At 65.6% G+C, this 20243-nt stretch carries 17 protein-coding genes; 3 read left to right on the top strand and 14 right to left on the bottom strand.

Features of this window, described 5'->3' with window-relative positions; genetic code table 11:
* Positions 1-24 precede the first annotated feature (24 nt).
* The 8 genes from C7402_RS19895 to C7402_RS19860 form a co-directional block, all read right to left on the bottom strand.
* Positions 25-807, bottom strand: coding sequence for a lysophospholipid acyltransferase family protein (locus C7402_RS19895; RefSeq protein WP_116611777.1), 783 nt, complete (start codon positions 805-807; stop codon positions 25-27).
* Positions 808-862: 55 nt separating this feature from the next.
* Positions 863-2152, bottom strand: coding sequence for a dihydroorotase (locus C7402_RS19890; RefSeq protein ID WP_116611776.1), 1290 nt, complete (start codon positions 2150-2152; stop codon positions 863-865).
* A 50-nt stretch (positions 2153-2202) separates the two neighbouring features.
* Positions 2203-3222 (bottom strand): aspartate carbamoyltransferase catalytic subunit, encoded by a 1020-nt coding sequence (locus tag C7402_RS19885; protein ID WP_112172533.1) that lies wholly within the window; start codon positions 3220-3222, stop codon positions 2203-2205.
* Positions 3223-3362: 140 nt separating this feature from the next.
* On the bottom strand, positions 3363-3878 hold the full coding sequence (pyrR, locus tag C7402_RS19880; RefSeq protein WP_116611916.1) for a bifunctional pyr operon transcriptional regulator/uracil phosphoribosyltransferase PyrR: 516 nt from the start codon (positions 3876-3878) through the stop codon (positions 3363-3365).
* Between the two features lie 62 nt (positions 3879-3940).
* Complete coding sequence (gene ruvX / locus C7402_RS19875; RefSeq protein WP_112172531.1) at positions 3941-4375, bottom strand: Holliday junction resolvase RuvX; 435 nt, start codon at positions 4373-4375, stop codon at positions 3941-3943.
* Entirely contained in the window at positions 4372-4950 is a 579-nt protein-coding gene (locus C7402_RS19870) for a YqgE/AlgH family protein (RefSeq protein WP_112172530.1), read from the bottom strand. Before C7402_RS19870 ends, ruvX begins: the two co-directional genes overlap by 4 nt.
* Positions 4951-5197: 247 nt before the next feature.
* Positions 5198-6691 carry a hypothetical protein gene (locus tag C7402_RS19865; protein WP_116611775.1) on the bottom strand — a complete coding sequence of 498 codons (1494 nt, stop codon included), beginning with the start codon at positions 6689-6691 and terminating at the stop codon, positions 5198-5200.
* 189 nt (positions 6692-6880) lie between these two features.
* Positions 6881-7051 (bottom strand): rubredoxin, encoded by a 171-nt coding sequence (locus C7402_RS19860; protein WP_008342674.1) that lies wholly within the window; start codon positions 7049-7051, stop codon positions 6881-6883.
* A 334-nt stretch (positions 7052-7385) separates the two neighbouring features.
* On the opposite strand from C7402_RS19860, the gene C7402_RS19855 reads away from it, so the two are divergent.
* Positions 7386-8231: a hydroxymethylpyrimidine/phosphomethylpyrimidine kinase gene (locus tag C7402_RS19855; RefSeq protein ID WP_112172528.1), complete on the top strand. Its 846-nt coding sequence runs from the start codon at positions 7386-7388 to the stop codon at positions 8229-8231.
* Between the two features lie 175 nt (positions 8232-8406).
* Here C7402_RS19855 and groL read toward each other — a convergent pair whose 3' ends face one another.
* From groL to C7402_RS19830, 5 genes are all read right to left on the bottom strand, one after another.
* Complete coding sequence (gene groL / locus C7402_RS19850) at positions 8407-10047, bottom strand: chaperonin GroEL (protein ID WP_112172527.1); 1641 nt, start codon at positions 10045-10047, stop codon at positions 8407-8409.
* 44 nt (positions 10048-10091) lie between these two features.
* Positions 10092-10382 (bottom strand): co-chaperone GroES, encoded by a 291-nt coding sequence (locus C7402_RS19845; RefSeq protein ID WP_027816722.1) that lies wholly within the window; start codon positions 10380-10382, stop codon positions 10092-10094.
* Between the two features lie 385 nt (positions 10383-10767).
* Complete coding sequence (locus tag C7402_RS19840; protein WP_112172526.1) at positions 10768-11295, bottom strand: flavin reductase family protein; 528 nt, start codon at positions 11293-11295, stop codon at positions 10768-10770.
* 147 nt (positions 11296-11442) lie between these two features.
* A complete protein-coding gene (locus C7402_RS19835; protein WP_112172525.1) occupies positions 11443-12264 on the bottom strand; it encodes a class I SAM-dependent methyltransferase in 822 nt (273 codons plus the stop codon).
* A complete protein-coding gene (locus tag C7402_RS19830) occupies positions 12261-14108 on the bottom strand; it encodes a serine aminopeptidase domain-containing protein (protein WP_116611774.1) in 1848 nt (615 codons plus the stop codon). Before C7402_RS19830 ends, C7402_RS19835 begins: the two co-directional genes overlap by 4 nt.
* A gap of 279 nt (positions 14109-14387) precedes the next feature.
* Here C7402_RS19830 and C7402_RS19825 point away from each other — a divergent pair, with 279 nt between their 5' ends.
* Both C7402_RS19825 and C7402_RS19820 read left to right on the top strand, forming a co-directional pair.
* Entirely contained in the window at positions 14388-16541 is a 2154-nt protein-coding gene (locus C7402_RS19825) for an acyltransferase family protein (protein ID WP_165841927.1), read from the top strand.
* 19 nt (positions 16542-16560) lie between these two features.
* On the top strand, positions 16561-18021 hold the full coding sequence (locus tag C7402_RS19820) for an oligosaccharide flippase family protein (protein ID WP_116611772.1): 1461 nt from the start codon (positions 16561-16563) through the stop codon (positions 18019-18021).
* A 228-nt stretch (positions 18022-18249) separates the two neighbouring features.
* Here the strand turns inward: C7402_RS19820 and C7402_RS19815 are convergent, their stop codons facing one another.
* A complete protein-coding gene (locus tag C7402_RS19815; protein ID WP_116611771.1) occupies positions 18250-20178 on the bottom strand; it encodes an ArnT family glycosyltransferase in 1929 nt (642 codons plus the stop codon).
* Between the last annotated feature and the right edge of the window lie 65 nt (positions 20179-20243).

The following is a 20243-nucleotide window of genomic DNA, read 5'->3' as shown; positions in this document are numbered from 1 at the left end:
CGCCACACTCCCCCCTGAACCGCGCTACGAAAGCTGCGCGACGCGCCCGCCCGGCGCCTCGCTGTGCGGCGCGCTTTCGCGCATCGTCACGAGCGCCTGCCCCACCGCCTCCTCGGCGCGCGCCGCGAGCTTGCGGCGGTCCTCGCCGGCCTCGATCGCGTCGCCCACGAAGATGTGCGCCGTGAGCGGCCCGGCCTTGAGCATCGCGTCGAGCGAGTCCTTCAGCGAGAGGTCGTCGATATATGCGGGCGCCACCGACTGGCGGCCCTGCGCGTCCTCATAGCGGATGCACAGCGGCTGCACGGGACGGCCCGCCGACACCGCGGCCTGGAACATGTTCGAATGAAACGGCTTGAGCGCGAGGCCATCCGACGTCGTGCCCTCGGGAAACACGCACATCAGCTCGCCGCGCGTGAGGCGCTCGGCCAGCTCGTGCATGATGCGGCGCGCGTCGCTGCGCTTCTCGCGCTCGATGAACACCGTATCCAGGTTCTGCGCGAACCAGCCGATCAGCGGCCAGTGGCGGATCTCGGCCTTCGAGACGAACGGCGTGGGCCGCCACGCGTTGATCACGTAGATGTCGATCCACGAAACATGGTTGCTCACGACGAGCGCACCCGCATCGAGCCGCGCCGCGTCGTTGTGCACGACGAGTTTCAGGCCGCACAGTTCGAGCATCTTGAGGGACCAGGCGCGGTTCATGGCGTGGCGCTGATCGGCGCTCGCGCGCGGAAAGCGCAGCGCGACGGTGCATGCGCCGCGCACCAGATGCGCGAGCAGGCGGGTCTTGCGGATGAAGAGGCTCATGGTTGACGATTAGCTGAATCGGGCGATCCTAGCAGAAGCGCGTGACACAAATCTGTCACGCACCTTGCACGCCGCGCTCGAAGCCGATCCGGCCCGCCACGAGTGTGGCGCGCACCACGGCGGGCAGTTCGTAGCCCAGGAACGGCGTGTTGTGCCCCTGGCTCTTGAGCGCGCGCGGCTCGACACGCCAGTGCGCGTGCGGATCGAACACGCAAAGGTCCGCGCGTGCGCCCACCTCGATGCGCCCCGCGTCCCGCTGCATCACCGCCGCCGGCGCCGACGTCACGAGCGCAAGCGCCTTGGCAAGCGGCACACCCGCTTCCTGCGCCCATTTCACGGTGAGCGAGAGGAACAGTTCGAGGCCCGTCGCGCCAGGCGTGGCCTCGGCGAACGGCAAGAGCTTTTCGTCGTCGTCCACGGGCGTGTGCTGCGAGCAGATCGCGTCGATCGTGCCGTCGGCCAGAGCCGCGCGAATCGCCTCGCGGTCGCGCTGCTGGCGCAAGGGCGGATCGAGCCGGTACTGCGCGTCGAAATAGCCGATGTCCATGTCGATCAGATGCAGGTGGTTCACCGTCGCGTCGCAGGTGACGCTGAGCCCCTCGGCCTTCGCGGCGCGCACGAGCGCCACACCCGCCGCCGACGACAGATGCTGCACGTGCACGCGCGCGCCCGTCACGCGCATCAATTCGAAAAGCGTGAAGAGCGCGATCGTCTCCGCGCTCACGGGCACGCCCGAGAGGCCGAGGCGTGACGCCAGCGCGCCGCTCGCGGCCACGCCGCCCTTCGCGAGATACGCGTCCTGCGGGCGCAGCCACACGGCGTAGCCATAGGTGCTCGCGTACTGGAGCGCGCGCAGCAGGACCTGGGTGTCGGCAATCGGCGCGTCGGCCTGCGTGAAGCCGATGCAGCCGGCCTCGGTGAGCGATACCATCTCCGTGATCACCTGCCCCTTGAGGCCCACCGTGAGCGCCCCGAGCGGATGCACGTGCGCACGCGCGAGCTTGCCCGCGCGGTATTTGAGCATCTCGACGAGGCCCGCTTCGTCGAGCACGGGATCGGTGTCGGGCGGGCACACGAGGCTCGTCACGCCGCCCGCGAGCGCCGCGTTCATCTCCGAGTCGAGCGTGGCCTTATGCTCGTAGCCCGGCTCGCGCAGACGCGCGCTCAGATCGACGAGACCCGGCGCGACCATGAGGCCGCGTGCGTCGATCGTTCGCTCGGCGTGGAAGCCCGCGGGCGCCGCGCCAATGGCCGCGATCCTGCCCGCTTCGATATAGATGTCCTGCTGCCGTTCGGCGCCGGCCGCCGGATCGATCAGCGTGCCGCCTTGAATATGGATCTTCATGTGCTGCCCTTTTGCCCTTTTGCCCTTTTCGTTCTCGCCGCGTTTGCGCGTTAGTCGTGATTGCCGGCGACAATGCCCATCACCGCCATGCGCACCGCAATGCCGAAGCTCACCTGGTCGAGGATCACCGACTGCGGGCCGTCCGCGACCTGCGAATCGATCTCGACGCCGCGATTCATCGGCCCCGGATGCATGACGATCGCGTCGGGCGCGGCGAGCGCGAGGCGCTCGGGCGTCAGGCCCCAGCTCTTGAAATACTCCTGTGCCGAAGGCAGCAGCGCGCCGCTCATGCGCTCGTTTTGCAGGCGCAGCATGATGATCACGTCGACGTCCTTCAAGCCTTCGTCGAGGTTGTGAAACACGCGCACGCCCATCTGCTCGAGGCCGCCCGGCAGCAGCGTGCGCGGGCCGATGGCGCGCACTTCGGGCACGCCGAGCGTGGTGAGCGCGTGGATGTCCGAGCGCGCCACGCGCGAATGCAGGATGTCGCCCACGATCGCCACGCGCAGGTTCGTGAAGTCGCGCTTGTAGTGGCGGATCGTGTACATGTCGAGCAGGCCTTGCGTCGGGTGCGCGTGGCGGCCGTCACCGGCGTTGATCACGTGCACGTGCGGCGCGCAGTGCTCGGCGATCAGGTACGGCGCGCCGCTCGACGCGTGGCGCACGACGAACATGTCGGCGTGCATCGCCGAAAGATTGCCGATGGTGTCGAGCAGCGACTCGCCCTTGCTCGTCGACGAGGCGTTGATGTTCAGGTTGAGCACGTCCGCCGAAAGACGCTTGGCCGCGATCTCGAACGTCGTGCGCGTGCGCGTGGAGTTCTCGAAGAACAGGTTGAACACCGACTTGCCGCGCAGGAGCGGCACCTTCTTCACGTCGCGGTCGGTCACGCTCACGAACTGCGTGGCCGTGTCGAGAATATGCGTGAGGATCGCGCGCGAAAGGCCTTCGATCGACAGCAGGTGCTTGAGCTCGCCGTTCTTCGTGAGCTGCGGATTGCCCTTCAGGAAGCCGTAGCGAAAACGCTTGTCGTCCGCTGCGGACGCTTCGGGCGTGGGCTGTGTGTTCATCGCGTGAATCCTGGATGTGATGACCGGTTGGAACGGAGTGGGCGCGGCCGGCGTGCATGCTTCGCGCACCCGCCGGGCGGGCGGCGCGCCGCAACGGACTCGCCGCGCGGGCTGCGCTCGATGCGCACGCCGGCGCCGCGTCAGGCGCCGCCGCGCGGCTCGACGTGGAAGGTGAAGCGACCGTCGTCGCCGTGTGCGAGCACGAGCGTGGCGCCCGCGTCAGCGCTCACGAAGCCGCCGACATAGCGCGCCGCCACCGGCAGCTCGCGTCCGCCGCGGTCGGCGAGCACCGCCAGTTCCACGGCGGCCGGACGGCCGTAGTCATAGAGCTCGTTGAGCGCGGCGCGCACGGTGCGGCCCGTGTACAGCACGTCGTCGACGAGCAGGATGCGCCGCCCTTCGACCTCGAACGGCAGCGCCGTCGGGCTCGCCTTGCTGTGCAGGCCCTTTTTCGCGTAGTCGTCGCGATGCAGCGCGACGTTCACCACGCCGCACTCCACCGCGCCGAGATCGTGAGCGAGGCGCTGGGCCACCCACGCGCCGCCGCTATGAATGCCGACGATCGCAACGCCGCCGGACGCGCTGAACGCATCGGCGGGCCAGGCCGCGCGGATCTCGTCGAGAACCGCGCCATATAGCGCTTCGGCGTCGGGCATGCCGGCCGCGTGACGCATTGCGTAGCTTGGAGGATGGCTCGTGGGTAGGCTCATCGGGCACCTCAAGGCGCGAGTTCGTCGAGGTATTGCTGGAGGATCACGGAGGCGGCTTCGGCGTCCACATGCTCGACGCGTTCGCCGCGCTCGCGCAGGCGCGCTTCGGCATCGACTGACGAATAGCGCTCGTCCACCCACACCACGGGCAGATTGAAGCGTCCGTTGAGCTGGTTGCCAAAGCGCTTCGCGTGCTGCGTCATGATATGCGGCGTGCCGTCGGGATGGCACGGCAGGCCGACCACGAGCAGATCGGGCTGCCACTCGCGCAGCAACTCGCCGATTGCCTGGAAACGGTAGTCACGGCTCTTGTTCGCAATGACGGTGAGCGCGCGGGCGCTGCGCGTGAGCGCATTGCCGAGCGCCACGCCGATACGCTTTTCACCGTAATCGAATGCAAGCAAGGTGGCCTCGCCGGCCCCTCGCCCGGCTGCCACGCTCATGCGTGGCCCGCTTCGCCCGAGAGCATGGTGGACGAGATGCCGAGCAGCGCGAGCGCCGCCTCGAAACGCTCTTCGGCGGGCACGTCGAACACGATCTTCGGATCGGCTTCGACCGTGAGCCAGCCGTTGCGCGAGATTTCGTCCTCGAGCTGCCCCGCGCCCCAGCCGGCATGGCCGAGCGTGAGCAGGAAGCGCTCGGGGCCGCTGCCGTTGGCCACGGCTTCGAGCACGTCCTTGGAGGTGGTCATTTCGAGGCCGCCCGGCACGGACATCGACGACGTGTAGCTCGTGCCCTCGGCGGGCGCGTGCAGCACGAAGCCGCGCTCGGTCTGCACGGGACCGCCGAAATACACGGGCACGTGCAGCAGCGGCTCGATTTCGAGCTTGAGGTCGATGCGGGAAAAAAGCGCCTCGAGATCGATGTCGGTGGGACGATTGATAACGAGACCGAGCGCGCCGCGCTCAGAATGATCGCAAAGGTAGACCACCGTTCCTGAAAACGTGGGGTCCGCCATGTTGGGCATGGCGATCAGGAACTGGTTGGTGAGATTGATGCGATCGGTACTCTTGGACATGGTTTGAATTCTAGCAAAGACGATGCGGAATGGCGGCACGCTGCCGGCCCGGGCGGCGGCCGAACGTCGCCACGCGACCCGCCAACCGCTGCGCTTTTCCGCATTGCAGGGAATGAGTCACTCTAACATGCGCGCGCTCTGCCCTTGCAAGGCAATCGGCGGGCGCAAGTGGCGCAACCGGCGCAAGCGCAATGCCCGGCGCGGCGCGCGCCCTGCCAACCACGCGCGGGCGCGCGAATCCTTGGGCTCAGTGCAGCGCGCCCTGCGCCGCTCCCCCGACGATCGCCACGCCGAGCGCGCGCACGGCGGCCACGGCGTCGGGCTGCGCGACGCCCGCCGCGACCTTGTGCAGCATCGCGCGCAACGCTTCGCTCGCGTGCTCGATCGCCTCGGCGCCGGGCGCGGCGACGAAGGGTGCGCCGCGCGACGGCTGCCCGGCAAGCGACGCCGCGTGCGCGGTGCGCCGCCACGCAAGGCCCAGCGCGTCAGCGAGCAACCCCACATGGCCGAGCCCGAGCGCCCACGCGGCCGCGCCGATGCGGTATGCCGCCTCGGCCGCGATCAGCGCGTCGGCGGACTCGGCGATCGCCCCCTCGCCGCGCAATTTCAGCGTACGCGAGTGCGTGCCGAGCGCGATCATCGAAGCGTCGGCGGTTTGCAGGAAATCTTCATAGGCATTGCCGTTGACGACCAGCGCACCCAGCTCGCGCGTGGGCGCGACACGCGCCGCCAGCACACCGGCCTGCGTGCTCCCCGCCTCCCAGAGCGCCTCCGAGGCCTGCGTGCCGGCAATGTGCCAGTCCACGGTTAGGCCGTAGTCGTGCAGCAGTTCGACGTCGGCGGTGTCTTCCGCCGCGGCGCCAAAGAGCGCGTAATCGCGCCACAACTGCGCGAGCGTGGCGCGCACGAGCGTTTGCGGCGCGAAGCGAAGCCCGCGCGCATGCTCGCCGATCAGCAGATTGCAGCGCGCGTAAAGCCGTCGCGCGCCTTCGTCGCCCCACGCCCCCTCGCCGCGCCGCAGCGCGCGGCCACAGGCCGCAGCAAGACGCCAGAAGTCGTAGGGATCGGCGCTCGTCAGCTCGACCATGCAGGTGTCCATTTCGTCGAACGCCGCGAGCGCAAGCGCGTTGGCCGCGCGGCTGCCGTTGCCAAGACGCGACTTGAGCACGTGCAGCAGCGCCGCCTCGTAGCGTGCGCGCACCTGGCCGAAGCGCTGCGCCGGTTGCGGGTGGAGCGTGGCCGGCGCAAGCGGCCGGCCATGCAGCGCCACATCCTCATACGCGAGCGTCACGCCCGGCACGTGCTCCGCGAGCGCCGCGACGAGCGCGTGTTGCCGCGCGAAAAGCGCGGGCGAGCACGCAAGCTCGCGCAGGTTGCGGCGCTCGAGTGCGGCGGCGAGGTCTTCCAGCGCCTCGCGAAACTGCACACGCACCTCGACGCCCTCCAGTTCCTCGGGCGCGTGCAGCGGACGCGCCGGCAAGCCAGGTGGCGGCGCCACGGCAACGGGCGCCGCGAGCGCGAGCGGCGAAGCGAGCAACAACGTGTCGGCGAAACGCGCGGCCGCGAGCCAGCCTGCGTCGCGCAGCGTGCGGGCCGCCTGACGCAGCGGCCGGGCGACGTCGCGCTGCTCGTCGAGCGAAGCGAGCGCATGCGCGAGCGCGCCGTGCGCGAACGGCACCTGGCCGCCACGCGGATTGGGCAACGCTTCGAATCGGGCAACAGCGGTTGAACGAAGACTCATGGGGCAGCGCCGAGAAGGATTGCGGGCCGACCAGACCGGCATGACCGACGACGGTGACGACAGGCGGGGCAAAACATCGCGATGCGCCGATCCCGCAAATTCATCGGGCAAGCCAGCGCGAACTCATCAAGACCACCGGCGAGAGCAAATGCAGTGCCCGCGCCAGCCAGCCGGGGCGCGAGCGAGGCCTCAGATCTGGACCATCTCGAAGTCTTCCTTGCGTGCGCCGCACTCGGGACAGGTCCAGTTGATCGGGACATCCTCCCAGCGCGTGCCGGGCGCGATGCCTTCGTCTGGCAAACCGGCTTCTTCGTCATAAATCCAGCCGCAGATCAGGCACATCCAGCTTCTATATTCCATTCTTATGCCGCGTCGAAAAATCCGAAACCAATCGGAAAAAAATCAGGGAAACGAGAGCCATGATGGTACCTTGTTGCCGTTTCCATGCCTAGCAAGGAGGGACTGTGCCCGGCACGGTTTCGGGGAAAATTCGCCCGCTTATCGTCCCCTGCGCGTCCCCTGCGCATCCCCTGCTCGCCCCTTAACCTGATGCAGTGCCTGGTGCGGTGCGCAAAAATCCCTCGCTACCGGCGTCATCCGTCCCCCGGATGCGCGGATAGGCCGCATAATTGAACCATTCTCATATGACGGCGCGGCACGCCGCGGCCGAAGTCCACTTCATCTCGCCACGTTCATGCCTAGCGACACCCCTCCCATCGTCCTGACCTTCGGCCTTTCCGACCCGACGGGCGGCGGCGGACTGCAAGCCGACCTGCTCACGCTCGCCAGCATGGGCTGCCACGGCGTCTCCGCGCTGACCGGCTATACCGTACGCGACTCCGCGGGCTGCGACGAAGTGACCGGCCTCGATCCCGAAACCGTCGCCACCCAGGCGCGCATGCTGCTCGAAGACATGCCGATCGCCGCATTCAAGGTGGGCGCATGCGCGCGCGCCGAAGTCGTGAGCGCGATCGCCGAAGTGGTGGCCGATTACGACGATGTGCCGCTCATCCTCGCGCCCGACTTCACGCTCGACGACGAACACGTGCTCGCCGCCGACGAATTGCGCGAAGCGATGGCCGACCTGCTCGTGCCGCAGACCACGCTGCTCGTCGCCGACGCCTCGGTGCTGATCGCGCTCGCGCAGCCCGACGGCGACGCCGAGGCGCCGAGCGTGGACGCCGCCATCGCCCACCTGCTCGCCACGGGCTGCGAGTACATCCTCGCGATGGAAACCGGCACGCACCGCGTGATCAACACGCTCTACTGCGAAGACGGCCAGTTGCGCCAGGATCTCTGGGACCGCGCCACGCAGCCGATGATGGGCCTGACCGACACGCTCGGCACGGCCATCGCCGCGCTGCTCGCGAACGGCCAGGAGCCGCCGGAGGCCGTGCGCGAGGCGCAGGAGTATCTGTACCAGGCGGTGCAGAGCGCGTTCCGGCCGGGCATGGGGTCGTGGCTGCCGGACCGGTTTTTCTGGGCGCGCAGCAATGACGCCGACACGGATGAAGCCTCGCCCGGCGAGGCGAAGCCATAACGATCGCCGCGCGCGGGTCGGCGCCGAAGGCCGGCCGCGCGGAACGGACGAAGTCTGTGCGAACCGCACAGACGAAAAAAAACCCGCATCGCTGCGGGTTTTTTCTTTTTGGGCGGGAAACACGCCTCGCGGCGCGTTCCCCTGCACTTCAAAGTAATCGCGGCCTAAGCCGTAATTACATGTCCATGCCCATGCCGCCCATGCCGCCGGGCATGCCGCCAGCCATCGGAGCATCTTCCTTCGGCACTTCAGCAACGGCTGCGTCCGTCGTCAGCAGCAGGCCTGCGACCGAAGCTGCGTTTTGCAGCGCGGTGCGCGTGACCTTCGTCGGGTCGACCACGCCAGCTTCAACCATGTCGACGTATTCACCCGTCGCTGCGTTGTAGCCGTAGTTGCCTTGACCAGCGGCAACCGCTGCCACGACGACCGACGCTTCTTCGCCGCCGTTCGTGACGATCTGGCGCAGCGGCTCTTCCATGGCGCGCAGGACGATCTTGATACCGGCGTCCTGGTCTGCGTTGGCGCCCTTCACGCCGGCGATAGCCGTACGTGCACGGATCAGCGCAACGCCGCCGCCCGGGACGATGCCTTCTTCAACGGCAGCGCGGGTTGCGTGCAGCGCGTCTTCCACGCGTGCCTTCTTTTCCTTCATTTCGATTTCGGTCGCAGCGCCGACCTTGATCACTGCCACGCCGCCTGCCAGCTTGGCAACGCGCTCTTGCAGCTTTTCACGGTCATAGTCCGACGTCGCTTCTTCGATCTGCGTGCGGATTTGCTTCACGCGGGCTTCGATGGTCGAAGCTTCGCCTGCGCCGTCGATGATCGTCGTGTTTTCCTTGCCCACTTCGATGCGCTTCGCTTGACCCAGTTCGGCCAGCGTTGCCTTTTCGAGCGTGAGGCCGGTTTCTTCAGCGATGACCTGGCCGCCGGTCAGGATCGCGATGTCTTCCAGCATGGCCTTGCGGCGGTCGCCGAAGCCCGGAGCCTTGACGGCGACGGTCTTCAGGATGCCACGGATGTTGTTGACGACCAGCGTGGCCAGTGCCTCGCCTTCGACGTCTTCAGCGATGATCAGCAGCGGACGGCCAGCCTTCGCGACTTGTTCCAGAACCGGCAGCAGATCACGGATGTTCGAGATCTTCTTGTCGAACAGCAGGACGAACGGGCTTTCCAGCACGGCGACTTGCTTGTCCGGGTTGTTGATGAAGTACGGCGAGAGGTAGCCGCGGTCGAACTGCATACCTTCGACGACTTCCAGCTCGTCTTGCAGCGACTTGCCGTCTTCGACGGTGATGACGCCTTCCTTGCCAACCTTGTCCATCGCTTCAGCGATACGGTCGCCGATCGACGTGTCGCTGTTTGCCGAGATCGAACCGACTTGAGCGATTTCCTTGTTGGTCGTGCAGGGCTTGCTGACCTTGCGCAGCTCTTCGATTGCTGCTGCGACGGCCTTGTCGATGCCGCGCTTCAGGTCCATCGGGTTCATGCCCGATGCGACGTACTTCATGCCTTCGCGGACGATCGACTGGGCCAGAACCGTAGCCGTCGTCGTGCCGTCACCGGCGTTGTCGCTGGTCTTGGAAGCGACTTCCTTGACCATTTGCGCGCCCATGTTCTGGAGCTTGTCCTTGAGCTCGATTTCCTTTGCGACCGAGACACCGTCCTTGGTGACCGTCGGGCCGCCGAACGAGCGCTCGAGGACCACGTTGCGGCCCTTCGGACCCAGCGTAACCTTCACTGCGTTGGCGAGAATGTTCACGCCTTCAACCATCTTGGAACGGGCGGAATCGCCGAACACGACGTCTTTAGCTGCCATCTTCTAACTCCTTGAATTCTTGATGAATGTGCGGTGGGCTGAACTTACTTCTGCACCACGGCCATGATGTCTTCTTCGCGCATCACGAGCAGTTCGTTGCCATCGACCTTGACGGTCTGGCCAGCGTACTTGCCGAACAGGACGCGATCGCCGACCTTGACGTCGAGCGCGATCAGGGAGCCCTTGTCGTCACGCTTGCCCGGGCCCGTGGCCAGGACTTCACCTTGATCCGGCTTTTCTGCCGCTGCGTCCGGGATCACGATGCCCGAAGCGGTCTTGGTTTCTTGATCCAGGCGCTTGACGATCACGCGATCGTGCAAAGGACGAAGGTTCATGGATAGATCCTCTCTTGATTAGGACTTGAAGCGACTCAAGAAAACCTGGCTGCCGACTACCGTCAGCCAGAGATGTGGTTCGCACCAGAGTTGTTAGCACTCTCGTGCAGTGAGTGCTAATTATATGGACGAGGAATGACAAATTCAAGAAGGGGAGCGAAGCGGGGGAAGTGGCGTGACTTGTTGCGCTAATTCGGCAATTTGTCGCTATCAGAGCGTCAAAGTTCCGCTTTAACGTCTAAATTGGACGAAAACATGAAGGCTGCGCCTTGTGGGGTCAGGGTATACGATGAATTCCCGGCCTTGGAGATGCGCATGGAACGCGCGCCTGCACGCCCCACCGCCCTGCGGGAACGGGAAACCGGGCCGGATCGGCCCGGCGAGATCAGTGGCCCTGCGCCACCGAAGCGTAGCGTCCGCCGTAGAACACGAGCGGAGCGTCCTCCTCGAGCGAGAACGAAAGCACCTCGCCGACAAAGAGCGTGTGATCGCCGCACGGATGACGGTCGACGACGCGCGCCGCGAATCGGGCCAGCGCGCGATGCAGCAGCACCACGCCGGCGAGTCCCTCGACCTCCATGAAGCGCGGCGCGAGCCACGCCTGTGGCTCGCCGGCGAAATGACGGCTATGCGACTCCTGCTCTTCGGACAGCACACTGACACCGAAGAGATCCGAGCGCATCAAGCACTCGTGCATGCGCGCACGATGGCCAACCGAAACCACAATAAGCGGCGGCTTCAGCGATCCGGACATGAACGCATTGGCCGTCATGGCGTGCAGTTCGTCGCCCGTGCCCGTGGAAATCACCACGACGCCGGTGGCAAAGCGGCCCAGCGCGGTGCGCAGGCGCCGCTCGTCCAGTTCTCCGGCCGACGCGGCCAGGTCAGCTTTGCGCAGTGCGCTCGCGTGCATTGTTGCTCTCCCCCATGCGGCACCGGTCATCGTCATACCGCATGTTGTGGTCTCCAGGCGCTCCGCAATATTTCATCGTGCATTGAACGCGCACCGCAGGTGTCGATCTGTACGTGCGCACACAGATCCGCCAGCGTTGTCACGGTGTCACTGCGCTCTCGGCTTGCGCGCGATGAAATGAAACCAGAACGCGTCGCTCGTGTCCTTTTCCGCCGGAATGCGCTGGCCGTCGCAACTGCCGAACACCGCATCGATCTCAAAGCCGAGCGACGCCAGTTGCCGGCGCTGTTCGGGCAGCGTCGTGTAGACGATCACAATGCCGAAGTAATGCGCGCCCGCCGTCTTGATCGAGTAGCCCGGATAGTCGCGATGAAAACGCACGTGGCGCAAGTAGTTGTACGTCGCGAGCGGCAGCACGCACATCGAGCGCAGCGTGCGCCGGGCGAGGCGTAACGGATTGGGCGAAAAGCGCGGCAGCAGCTTCCAGACGCTCTCCTGAAAGCCCGGACCTTCGCGGTTATGCGTAGAAAACAGCACGAGGCCGCCGGGACGCGTCACGCGGTACATTTCCTTGAGAATGCGCACGCGGTCTTCGTAGTCGACACAATCGATACCGTTCCAGCTGAACGCGGTGAACGCATAGTGATCCGACGGCAAATCAGCCATGTCGCGCGCGTCCATGTGGCGCAGGTCGAGGCCAGGAAAACGCCCGCGCGCCTGTTCGAGCAGCTTCGCGGTGTAGTCGATGCCGGTGTATCGCTGCGAAACCCGCAACATCAGCGGAATCGTACGGCCGGCGCCAATGCCGATGTCGAGGATCGGCTCACCCGCGCACTCGGCATAGATCCAGTCGAACGCCGCTTCTTCGCCGGGGTCCGTCCATGTCTTGCCCATCGTGAACTCACGCATCGCATCGTGCGAGTTCCACGCGCGCTGGTTGATCCGGTCAAGCGGAAGCTCAATATTCATTGATGCACTCCATCAAGATGAGAACTGCACGTAACCTGGCTTGCAGGCTCGACGGCGACGCGAGACCGGGCGACAGGCACCGGTCCGTGCCACGCTGCTTCGTCCTGCGCCCGCCGCCGGCAGAAACGCTCGAAGTACCACTGCCGGGCGTCGGCCATCGCGGCTTCGCGCGCGGCCTGAGTAAAGAGTGCGTGATCGAGCTTCGGCAGTGTCGCCGCGTGCACGCGTGTGAACGCGCGCAGGCCGCTCACCTTCGCGCCGAATTGAACCTTCAGTTCGTCCAGGCCGAGGTCGTATTCGCCGTACACGAGCCGCACCTCGGCGCCCTTCGCGTGGATGCGCTGCATCAGGCTCCTTGCCTCGCTGGGCGCGAACGACCAGCCCGTGGCCGCGTCGACGAAGTCCGCCGCGCGGCGTGTCAGGCTGCGAGCGAAGCGCTGGGCGAGTCCGCTCGCCACGCGCAGGAGCGAGGTCTCGCCGCGCAGCACTTTCTTCCACTTCCCGACGCTGAGCGCCGAGCGCCGCAGCACCCGGTTCGAGGCGAGGCCGGTCGTGCCGGGCGTGCGATCGGCGCCGTCCCAGATGAACTTCTGGAGGTTCACGCCGAAGCTGCCCACGATGCGTGGATGCTGCGCGCACGCATGCAAGCCGACGAACGCGCCGCCGCAAACGCCGAACACCACGACAGACGGATAACCGTGCGCGACCAGCCAGTCCGCGCCCTGCATCGCATCTGTATAGGATTCCTTCGAATATATCGTATCGAGTGTGACAGAACGCGCGGCCGGCGTGCTGTCGCCAAGACCGCCCAGATCCATTCTCAGCGATGCAATGCCGAGCGCCGCGAGCCGACGCGCAAACAGCACGAAAATGCGGCCGTCGCCGATATGATGGCTCGCCCCCGTATTGAGGAACAGCACGGCGGGCACATCGGTGCGCGGCGCGGCGGGCTGGCAGTGCACACCGAAGTAGTCGCCAAAAACGACTGGCTGCTCGACGAAGCGCTCGCTTGTGAGATGCGGACTATCCCCATCGTGCCGCTCGCCTTTGAATTCGCCGTCGTGCGCAAGGCAAGGCGGCGCATCGGCAAGCCATTGCGTGAGCGCGCCGAACGCAACGACCGGCTCCTCGCTGTAGAGCGCCTCGACCATGAAACGGTCCGCCTCGTCGAACGGCTGGCGCTCGACAGCAACCCCATTCGCCGCGTAGTGATCGACGAGTGCGCCGCCGCGCGCACGATCGCTCGCGTCGAGCAGCAACACGCGCCGCGCGGGTGCCCGCGTGTCCGCACGCAGGTCGACTGCGCCCAGCCGGGCAATATCGTCGCCATGCAGGCCGAAGCCGAATGCCTCGACATAAGCCGCCGTTTCGGGAATCGGGTCGGCCGTCATGCCCGCCGGCGTATTGAGCCAGCTTTGCCGATGCGCGCGCAATTCGCGCAGATAATTGCGGCCCGATAACGCAGGCGCCAGCATGACGAGGCCATCGATGTCGCCCATGCGTTCGCCGGCGAGCGCCGCGAGCGTTGCACCGAGGCGCAGGCCGCACAAGGAGACCTGTCGTACGCCCGTGCGCTCGCGCAGGTGACGCACCGCGGCCACGATGCTGTCGATCCATGCCTCGAAGCGGCCCGGATCTTCCTCTTCGCCGAGCGAATCGCCAGCGCCGGGATAGTCGAAGCGCAACACCGGCATGCCACTCGCCGCAATGCGCTCCGCCAGACGCCGCCAGCCACGATGGGTGCAGAGCGCGTCATAGCCGAACGGATTGCACAGGACCACCCCATGCCGGCCGCTCGCCGGATGAAGCCAGCCAAGGCAGCCGTCGAAAACGACAGGTTCCATCGGAAATCCCTATGCGATGCCGTTGCAGGAAAGGAGGGAATGACTGGCGCCGGGGCGCTCTGCCGAGCGTTGCGGCGCATGGCGACAGCGTGAGAAAGGCCCTCGTCAGGTTGGAGAAATTTAACCTTTCCGGCGTCGGTGTATCTGTACGGCCGCCCACACTGGCGGCGGCGGCACGACGGCACAATGTGTCCAACCGTTGAGTACTGGTCCACGCGGATTCAAGGAGCTGCACCGCATGTGTCGCCCGATGCCGGATCCGCACAGCACGAGTCCGCCATGCGAATGACAAATCCGATCACCCCGCTTCCCATCAACGATGGCGGCTCATCACCCGGCATCGACACATCCGCCACGTTCCCGCCCACCGGCCTTCATCGCGACACCCTGCAAGACGCCCCACCCGGCGGCGCGACCTGTGCGCCGGACGTCGGCGCTGCGGCACGCGTGGCCCCGCAACACCTGCGGGCGCCGAAGTACCGGCCCGACATCGACGGCTTGCGCGCCGTCGCCGTCACGTCCGTCGTGGCGTTTCACGCGCTGCCGTCCGAACTGCGCGGCGGCTTTGTCGGTGTCGACATCTTCTTCGTGATCTCCGGCTTCCTGATCAGCACGATCATCTTCGAAAGCCTCGAGGAAAACCGCTTCAGCTATATCGAGTTCTACATCCGGCGCATCCGGCGCATTTTCCCCGCGCTGCTTGCCGTGCTCACGTCGTGTTTTGTGTTCGGCTGGTTCCTGCTGATGCCCGCGGAGTACCGGCAACTCGGCAAACACATGTTCGGCGGCTCGACCTTCCTGTCGAACATCATGCTCTGGCGCGAGGCCGGGTATTTCGACAATACCGCGCCGACAAAACCGCTCCTGCATTTGTGGTCGCTCGGCGTCGAGGAGCAGTTCTATATCTTCTGGCCGCTCCTCGTGAGCTTCGTCTACCGCCGCAGGGCTGCCATTGTCCTGCTCCTCGGCGGCGTGGCCGCGGCGTCGCTCGCCTTGAACCTGATGACCTCGGCGTCCGATCCGACCGCGGCGTTCTATTCGCCGTTCACCCGCTTCTGGGAACTCATGATCGGCGCGATCCTCGCCTGGGTTACGCTGAACAAACCGGGGCTCGTGCAGTTCGGAGCGCGCACCTCAAGCGCGCTGTCGGCGCTAGGCGTGCTCCTGATCGGCACCGCGATTGCCTTCATCAGCCAGAACGACGTGTTTCCGGGCTGGCGTGCACTGCTGCCCACCGCAGGCGCTTTTCTCATCATCTGCGCCGGGCCGCGCGCATGGTTCAACCGTCACGTGCTCGGCAGCCGCGTGGCCGTCTCGATCGGCCTCATCAGCTATCCGCTGTACCTGTGGCACTGGCCGCTGCTCTCGTTCGCGAACATTCTCGAAGGCGGATTCGTGCCGGTAGAGGCGCGCCTCGCGCTCGTGCTCACGAGCATCGTCCTCGCCGTCCTCACGTATCGCTACATCGAACTGCCGATCCGCGCGACCAAAAGCAGCCTGCGCCAGACCGCCACGCTGTGCGCGATGCTCGTCGGGCTCGGCGCAGCCGGTGCGTGGCTCTTTGTACAAGAGGGACTCCCGTCGCGCCCCGTTGCCAACAATGCGGGCCTCGCGCTGCTCGAACAGGACGGGCAGATCCGCGATTCGGATCCGTCCGCGCCCTGTCATCTGGCCAACCCCAACGCCGATAAATTCTGCCGCGCCTATAACACCTCGGCCACCGGCAAACTGCTGGTCATCTGGGGCGACTCGCACGGCGGTGGATGGCTCCCCGCAATCGTCAGCATTGCCAAAGACCACAACATGCGCCTGATGGCCTTCGTCCATCTCGGCTGTCCGCCGCTGCTCGGCACGCGCCGCAGCGACGGCGCGGTCAGCAGCCGCGATTGCAGCCGTCTTGGGCTCGCCGAACCCATCGTCTCGACGATCCAGCAGCTCAAGCCGGACGTGATCTTCTATATCAGCCGCTGGAGCCTTTACGGCAATGGCTGGACGCGCTACGGCGAACTCCAGAAGGAAACGCATTTCATCACGACCTCGCCCGACAGCGACGCCACGCTGGCAAGCGCGCGCGCGGCGTTGTCGAGCCAGTTCCCGCTCACGGTCAAGGCACTCGCGGCCAGCACGCGGCGACTCGTCGTCTTCCAGAACCCGCCCGAACTCAAGCACGACCTGCTGCCGCGTTTTTACGCGCATCCGGAGCGCGTCGAACCGTTGACGGCGGACCATCTGCGCAACGAAGCGTTCGAGCGGGATCTCGTCGCGCAGGCGGCTTCGCTACCGAACGTGCGCGTCTTCGATCCCATCCCGCGGCTGTGCAGCGGGCCGGTGTGCCAGGCCGTCATCGACGGTGTGCCCCTTTACGAAGACGACAACCACATGAGCGCGCAAGGCGCCCTCCTGTTCAAGCAAGCCATCTTCGACACCATGTGACTCCCCGACCCGCACCGCCATGGAAAAAGCCGTCGTCCGCAACATCATCATCAACTTCTTTGGACTTGCCGCGCCCACGCTCGTCTCGCTCATGACGGTTCCCGCCTACATCCGGCTAATGGGTGTCGAGCGTTATGGCGTAATCAACCTCGTGTGGGCGCTCATCGGCTATTTCAGCCTGCTCGATCTGGGCACGAGCCTCGCCACCGAGAACCAGATCGCCAAAGTGCGCAACGCGCCCGGCGACGCCGTCGAGCGCATCTTCTTCGGCGCATGTTTTCTGAACCTGTGCACGGGGATTGCGGGCGGCCTGATCGTCTGGCTGGGCGCGTCGGCCTGGCTCGCCTATGGCATGCACGTCGATCCGGCGTTTCGCAGCGAACTCATGAGCGCGCTGCCGTGGGTCGCCGTCGCCGTGCCGCTCGCAAACGTCACCTGGGTCTTCGCGGGCGCGATTACGGCGGTGGAGCGCTTCGGCAGCTACAACGCGAATCAGACGCTCGGCACGTTTCTCTTCCAGTTGCTACCGCTCGCCGCCATCTACTGGCTTTCGCCTTCGCTCGCGGTGGCGCTTCCCGCCGCCGTGCTCGCCCGCCTGATCGCGGGTGTGCTTCTCGGCTTCGCGACCTTTCGGGCACTCGGCATCAAGCGGCTGCGCATGCCCGAGCGCGAGGTCATCGCCGAGCTGTTCGCCTACGGCAAATGGACGCTGCTGTTCTCGGGCGCAGGGGCGATCGCGGCCACGCTCGACCGCGTGATCGTCGGCGCGATTCTCGGCGCGCGCTACGTGACCTACTACACGACGCCGCAGAACCTCGTCACGCGCCTGAACATGCTGCCCTCGGCCATGCTGCGCACGCTCTTCCCGCGTCTTTCCGCCGCCTCGCGTGAAGACGCGCACGATCTCGCGCGCGACGCGCTGGCGTTCCTGAACGGCGTGTTCACGCCCTGCATGATCGTCGCGCTGTTTGCGCTCAAGCCGTTTCTGGTGATCTGGCTCGGGGCGTCCATCGCCGAATCCGCGGCACCGGTCGGGCGGCTGCTCGTCATCGGCGTGTGGCTCGCCGGCCAGTCCAGCATTCTCGGGATCCTGATCCAGGCGCAGGCGAATCCTGCGAGCGTCGCGCGCGTGAGCTGGCTGCAATTGCCGCTGCTCGGCGCCGCGCTATGGGCCGCGACGCACACCTTCGGCCTCATGGGCACCGGGGCGGTGGTCGTGGCGAAGTCCTTGTGCGACTACGCGGTGTTCCTCTACTTCGCACGCGTTCACGTGCGCAGCATCGTCGGCAACATGCTCGCGCATCTGTCGTTCATCGTCGTGGCGTTCGGCGTCGCCAACATGCCCCTCAGCATGCCTGCTGCGGCGGCGGCCGCGCTGGCAACGGCGGCGGCAAACCTCGCCCTCTCGTTGCATCAATCGGCCACGCTGCGCAAGATCTTGCGCCAGTTCCTCGCACGCACCAGCATCGCCCGGGGATAAGCGCTTTACCTGCCCGCCCCGCGCCCCGTGACGACATGGGGCGGAGCGTACGAGACGAGCACAAAACGAGCGCGAAACAAACACGAAACGAGCACAAAACGAGCACAAAAAACGAGCGCGCCGCTCGATGTCGTCAAGGATTACGGACAACGTGAGCGGCGCGCGGGGGCATGACGGCGCGGACATGCAGCGGCGCAAACACCGCATCGAGCGGCGGCCTGCCGCGATTCACTGGACGTTGCGCTCGAGGATGGCGTCGAACGTGACCCAGTGACCGGTGGAATCGGCATTCGCCTCGTTGGCGACTTCCACCGAGTAATGATGCATGCGTCCGTCACCTTGAACACGGAACTTGTAGGTCGGGTCGGGAACGGCCGCGTAGAGATCGACCTTCGCCAGCAAGATTCCGTCCTCGTACACGTTCACCATGCCGGCGGAACTCGCGCGCACGAACCGCAAGTCGACCGGCCGATCCGTGGCAAAGCCGGTTTTCGCGCCAGGCACGTTGCTCACCAGTGCGCGGCGGAAGATGGAGAAACTCTGCACGCTTTCGTGCCAGCCCGCAGCGGCGCTCGGCTGGACAATCGCCGCGTACGGCTGCGCATCGATCCGATAGATCCGGTACAGGTCAGACGGGTTGGCGTAGACCTGCGAAAGACTCGCAAGAAAATTCGCCCGATCGTGGTCGGACTCGATGTCGTTGGAGATGTAGAGCGGGAACGAACCTTCGTCGGCGATGAACTTCACGTGATTGTCAGCGAGATATCGGTCGATCACGCCCGCCTGATGCGCGCGATACGCGCTCATGTTGACCACGCCGTCCAGATTGATCGCGCGGCCCTGCTGGTAGAAGTACCCTGTGTTTCCGGTTTGCAGGGCGCCGATCACGTCGCCGGGGCCGGCAATCCGGTTCAACGCCTGCACCCCGTGGTACCAGCCGTAGATATGCCCCTCCTCCGACAGCAGCTTCGCTCTCGACCCGATACTGAACGACACCAGCGGCACGGCGACCGCCAACGCGGTGACGAGATTCGGAAAGCGCAAGTGACGCCTCGCGAGATCGACAAACTCAGTCCCCGCGAGCGCGACGAACAGCGTCCATGCAAAGACCGCGGGCAGGAAATAGCGCTCGTAGGGCATCATCTGGTAGAACACATACGCCCCGGTGAACATCGCGCCAACCAGCGCCAGATAGAAGATCTCACGGCGGCTCTGCGTGTAGCGCCTATAGCTGAACAGGACACACGCGACGAGTGCGACGCTGGTCAACACCGCAATCGGCATGGACCAGTCATCGGAAAAGACGACATACCCGTTCACCGACGTCACGCCAACCAGCATCCGGCCGATGATGTACAGGCTGGACTCCGCATGATGACGGAACTCGGCGAGCGAGTGCAGGAGAACTGATGGGGAAAGGAGGCTTCCCTTGCCGGTCATGACCTGCCCGCTCGTAGGCAGCATGGCGCCGTAGTGAATGACGTTGTGAATGCAGTACGGCGCGACCACGACAACGAACGTGGCGAGCGCGCGGGCGAGGAATTTCGCCGTCACCGCTCGCTTCGCCATACTGAAAAATGCAAAGTAGAGCGTGGTCGCGGCAACGAGAAAGGCCGCATCCACGCGTGCAAGAAAGCTCAAACCCAGCAACGCGCCGAGCACGAATGCATTGCGCGCCGCCAGGCGGCGGGAATCGATCGAAACCACATACGTCATCGTCGCGGCAACCATCATCGTCGACAGGCCTGTTTCCAGACCCAGGCTGCCATTGCGCGCGACGGCAAGATTGAACGCCCACAGCGCGGCGACGACGACGCCGCGCCACGGCCGCTTCGTCACGCGGGAAACAATGAGGTAGGCAAAGATCGCCGTCGCGCAATTGCATATTGCCAGCAGCGTCTCGGCGATATAAACGGGCGTGATGAGATTGTTCGGGAAAAGCCGGAACACCGGCACCATCAGCCAGACGTATAGCGGCTGATAGCCACTCGTAAATACAACGCCATCGAACGTTTCTCCAGCGCCCAGCGCAATGTTGCGGGCGATCTTCAGTGAATAGCCGAAGTCCTCGAACAGCCAGAAGTTGGTGATCCAGTCGATTGGCCGATAAATGAAAACCGCGCGCCAGGCAAACGCCAGCACCACGATGACGGCCAATACGAGAGTGGGCCTTACTCTCCAGAATTGTTTCATATGCGCAGGAACCGACGGATGCAGGTTGA

Source organism: Paraburkholderia unamae (assembly GCF_003096875.1).
GTDB classification, from domain to species: domain Bacteria; phylum Pseudomonadota; class Gammaproteobacteria; order Burkholderiales; family Burkholderiaceae; genus Paraburkholderia; species Paraburkholderia unamae.
Note: the sequence above shows the minus strand (reverse complement) of the source record. Positions and strands in the feature narration are given on the sequence as shown.

Bases quoted from the DNA above. Each gene is read 5' to 3' on its own strand.
- C7402_RS19895 (WP_116611777.1), bottom strand. From the start codon at position 807: ATGAGCCTCTTCATCCGCAAGACCCGCCTGCTCGCGCATCTGGTGCGC.
- C7402_RS19890 (WP_116611776.1), bottom strand. From the start codon at position 2,152: ATGAAGATCCATATTCAAGGCGGCACGCTGATCGATCCGGCGGCCGGC.
- C7402_RS19885 (WP_112172533.1), bottom strand. From the start codon at position 3,222: ATGAACACACAGCCCACGCCCGAAGCGTCCGCAGCGGACGACAAGCGT.
- pyrR (WP_116611916.1), bottom strand. From the start codon at position 3,878: ATGCCCGACGCCGAAGCGCTATATGGCGCGGTTCTCGACGAGATCCGC.
- ruvX (WP_112172531.1), bottom strand. From the start codon at position 4,375: ATGAGCGTGGCAGCCGGGCGAGGGGCCGGCGAGGCCACCTTGCTTGCA.
- C7402_RS19870 (WP_112172530.1), bottom strand. From the start codon at position 4,950: ATGTCCAAGAGTACCGATCGCATCAATCTCACCAACCAGTTCCTGATC.
- C7402_RS19865 (WP_116611775.1), bottom strand. From the start codon at position 6,691: ATGAGTCTTCGTTCAACCGCTGTTGCCCGATTCGAAGCGTTGCCCAAT.
- C7402_RS19860 (WP_008342674.1), bottom strand. From the start codon at position 7,051: ATGGAATATAGAAGCTGGATGTGCCTGATCTGCGGCTGGATTTATGAC.
- C7402_RS19855 (WP_112172528.1), top strand. From the start codon at position 7,386: ATGCCTAGCGACACCCCTCCCATCGTCCTGACCTTCGGCCTTTCCGAC.
- groL (WP_112172527.1), bottom strand. From the start codon at position 10,047: ATGGCAGCTAAAGACGTCGTGTTCGGCGATTCCGCCCGTTCCAAGATG.
- C7402_RS19845 (WP_027816722.1), bottom strand. From the start codon at position 10,382: ATGAACCTTCGTCCTTTGCACGATCGCGTGATCGTCAAGCGCCTGGAT.
- C7402_RS19840 (WP_112172526.1), bottom strand. From the start codon at position 11,295: ATGCACGCGAGCGCACTGCGCAAAGCTGACCTGGCCGCGTCGGCCGGA.
- C7402_RS19835 (WP_112172525.1), bottom strand. From the start codon at position 12,264: ATGAATATTGAGCTTCCGCTTGACCGGATCAACCAGCGCGCGTGGAAC.
- C7402_RS19830 (WP_116611774.1), bottom strand. From the start codon at position 14,108: ATGGAACCTGTCGTTTTCGACGGCTGCCTTGGCTGGCTTCATCCGGCG.
- C7402_RS19825 (WP_165841927.1), top strand. From the start codon at position 14,388: ATGCGAATGACAAATCCGATCACCCCGCTTCCCATCAACGATGGCGGC.
- C7402_RS19820 (WP_116611772.1), top strand. From the start codon at position 16,561: ATGGAAAAAGCCGTCGTCCGCAACATCATCATCAACTTCTTTGGACTT.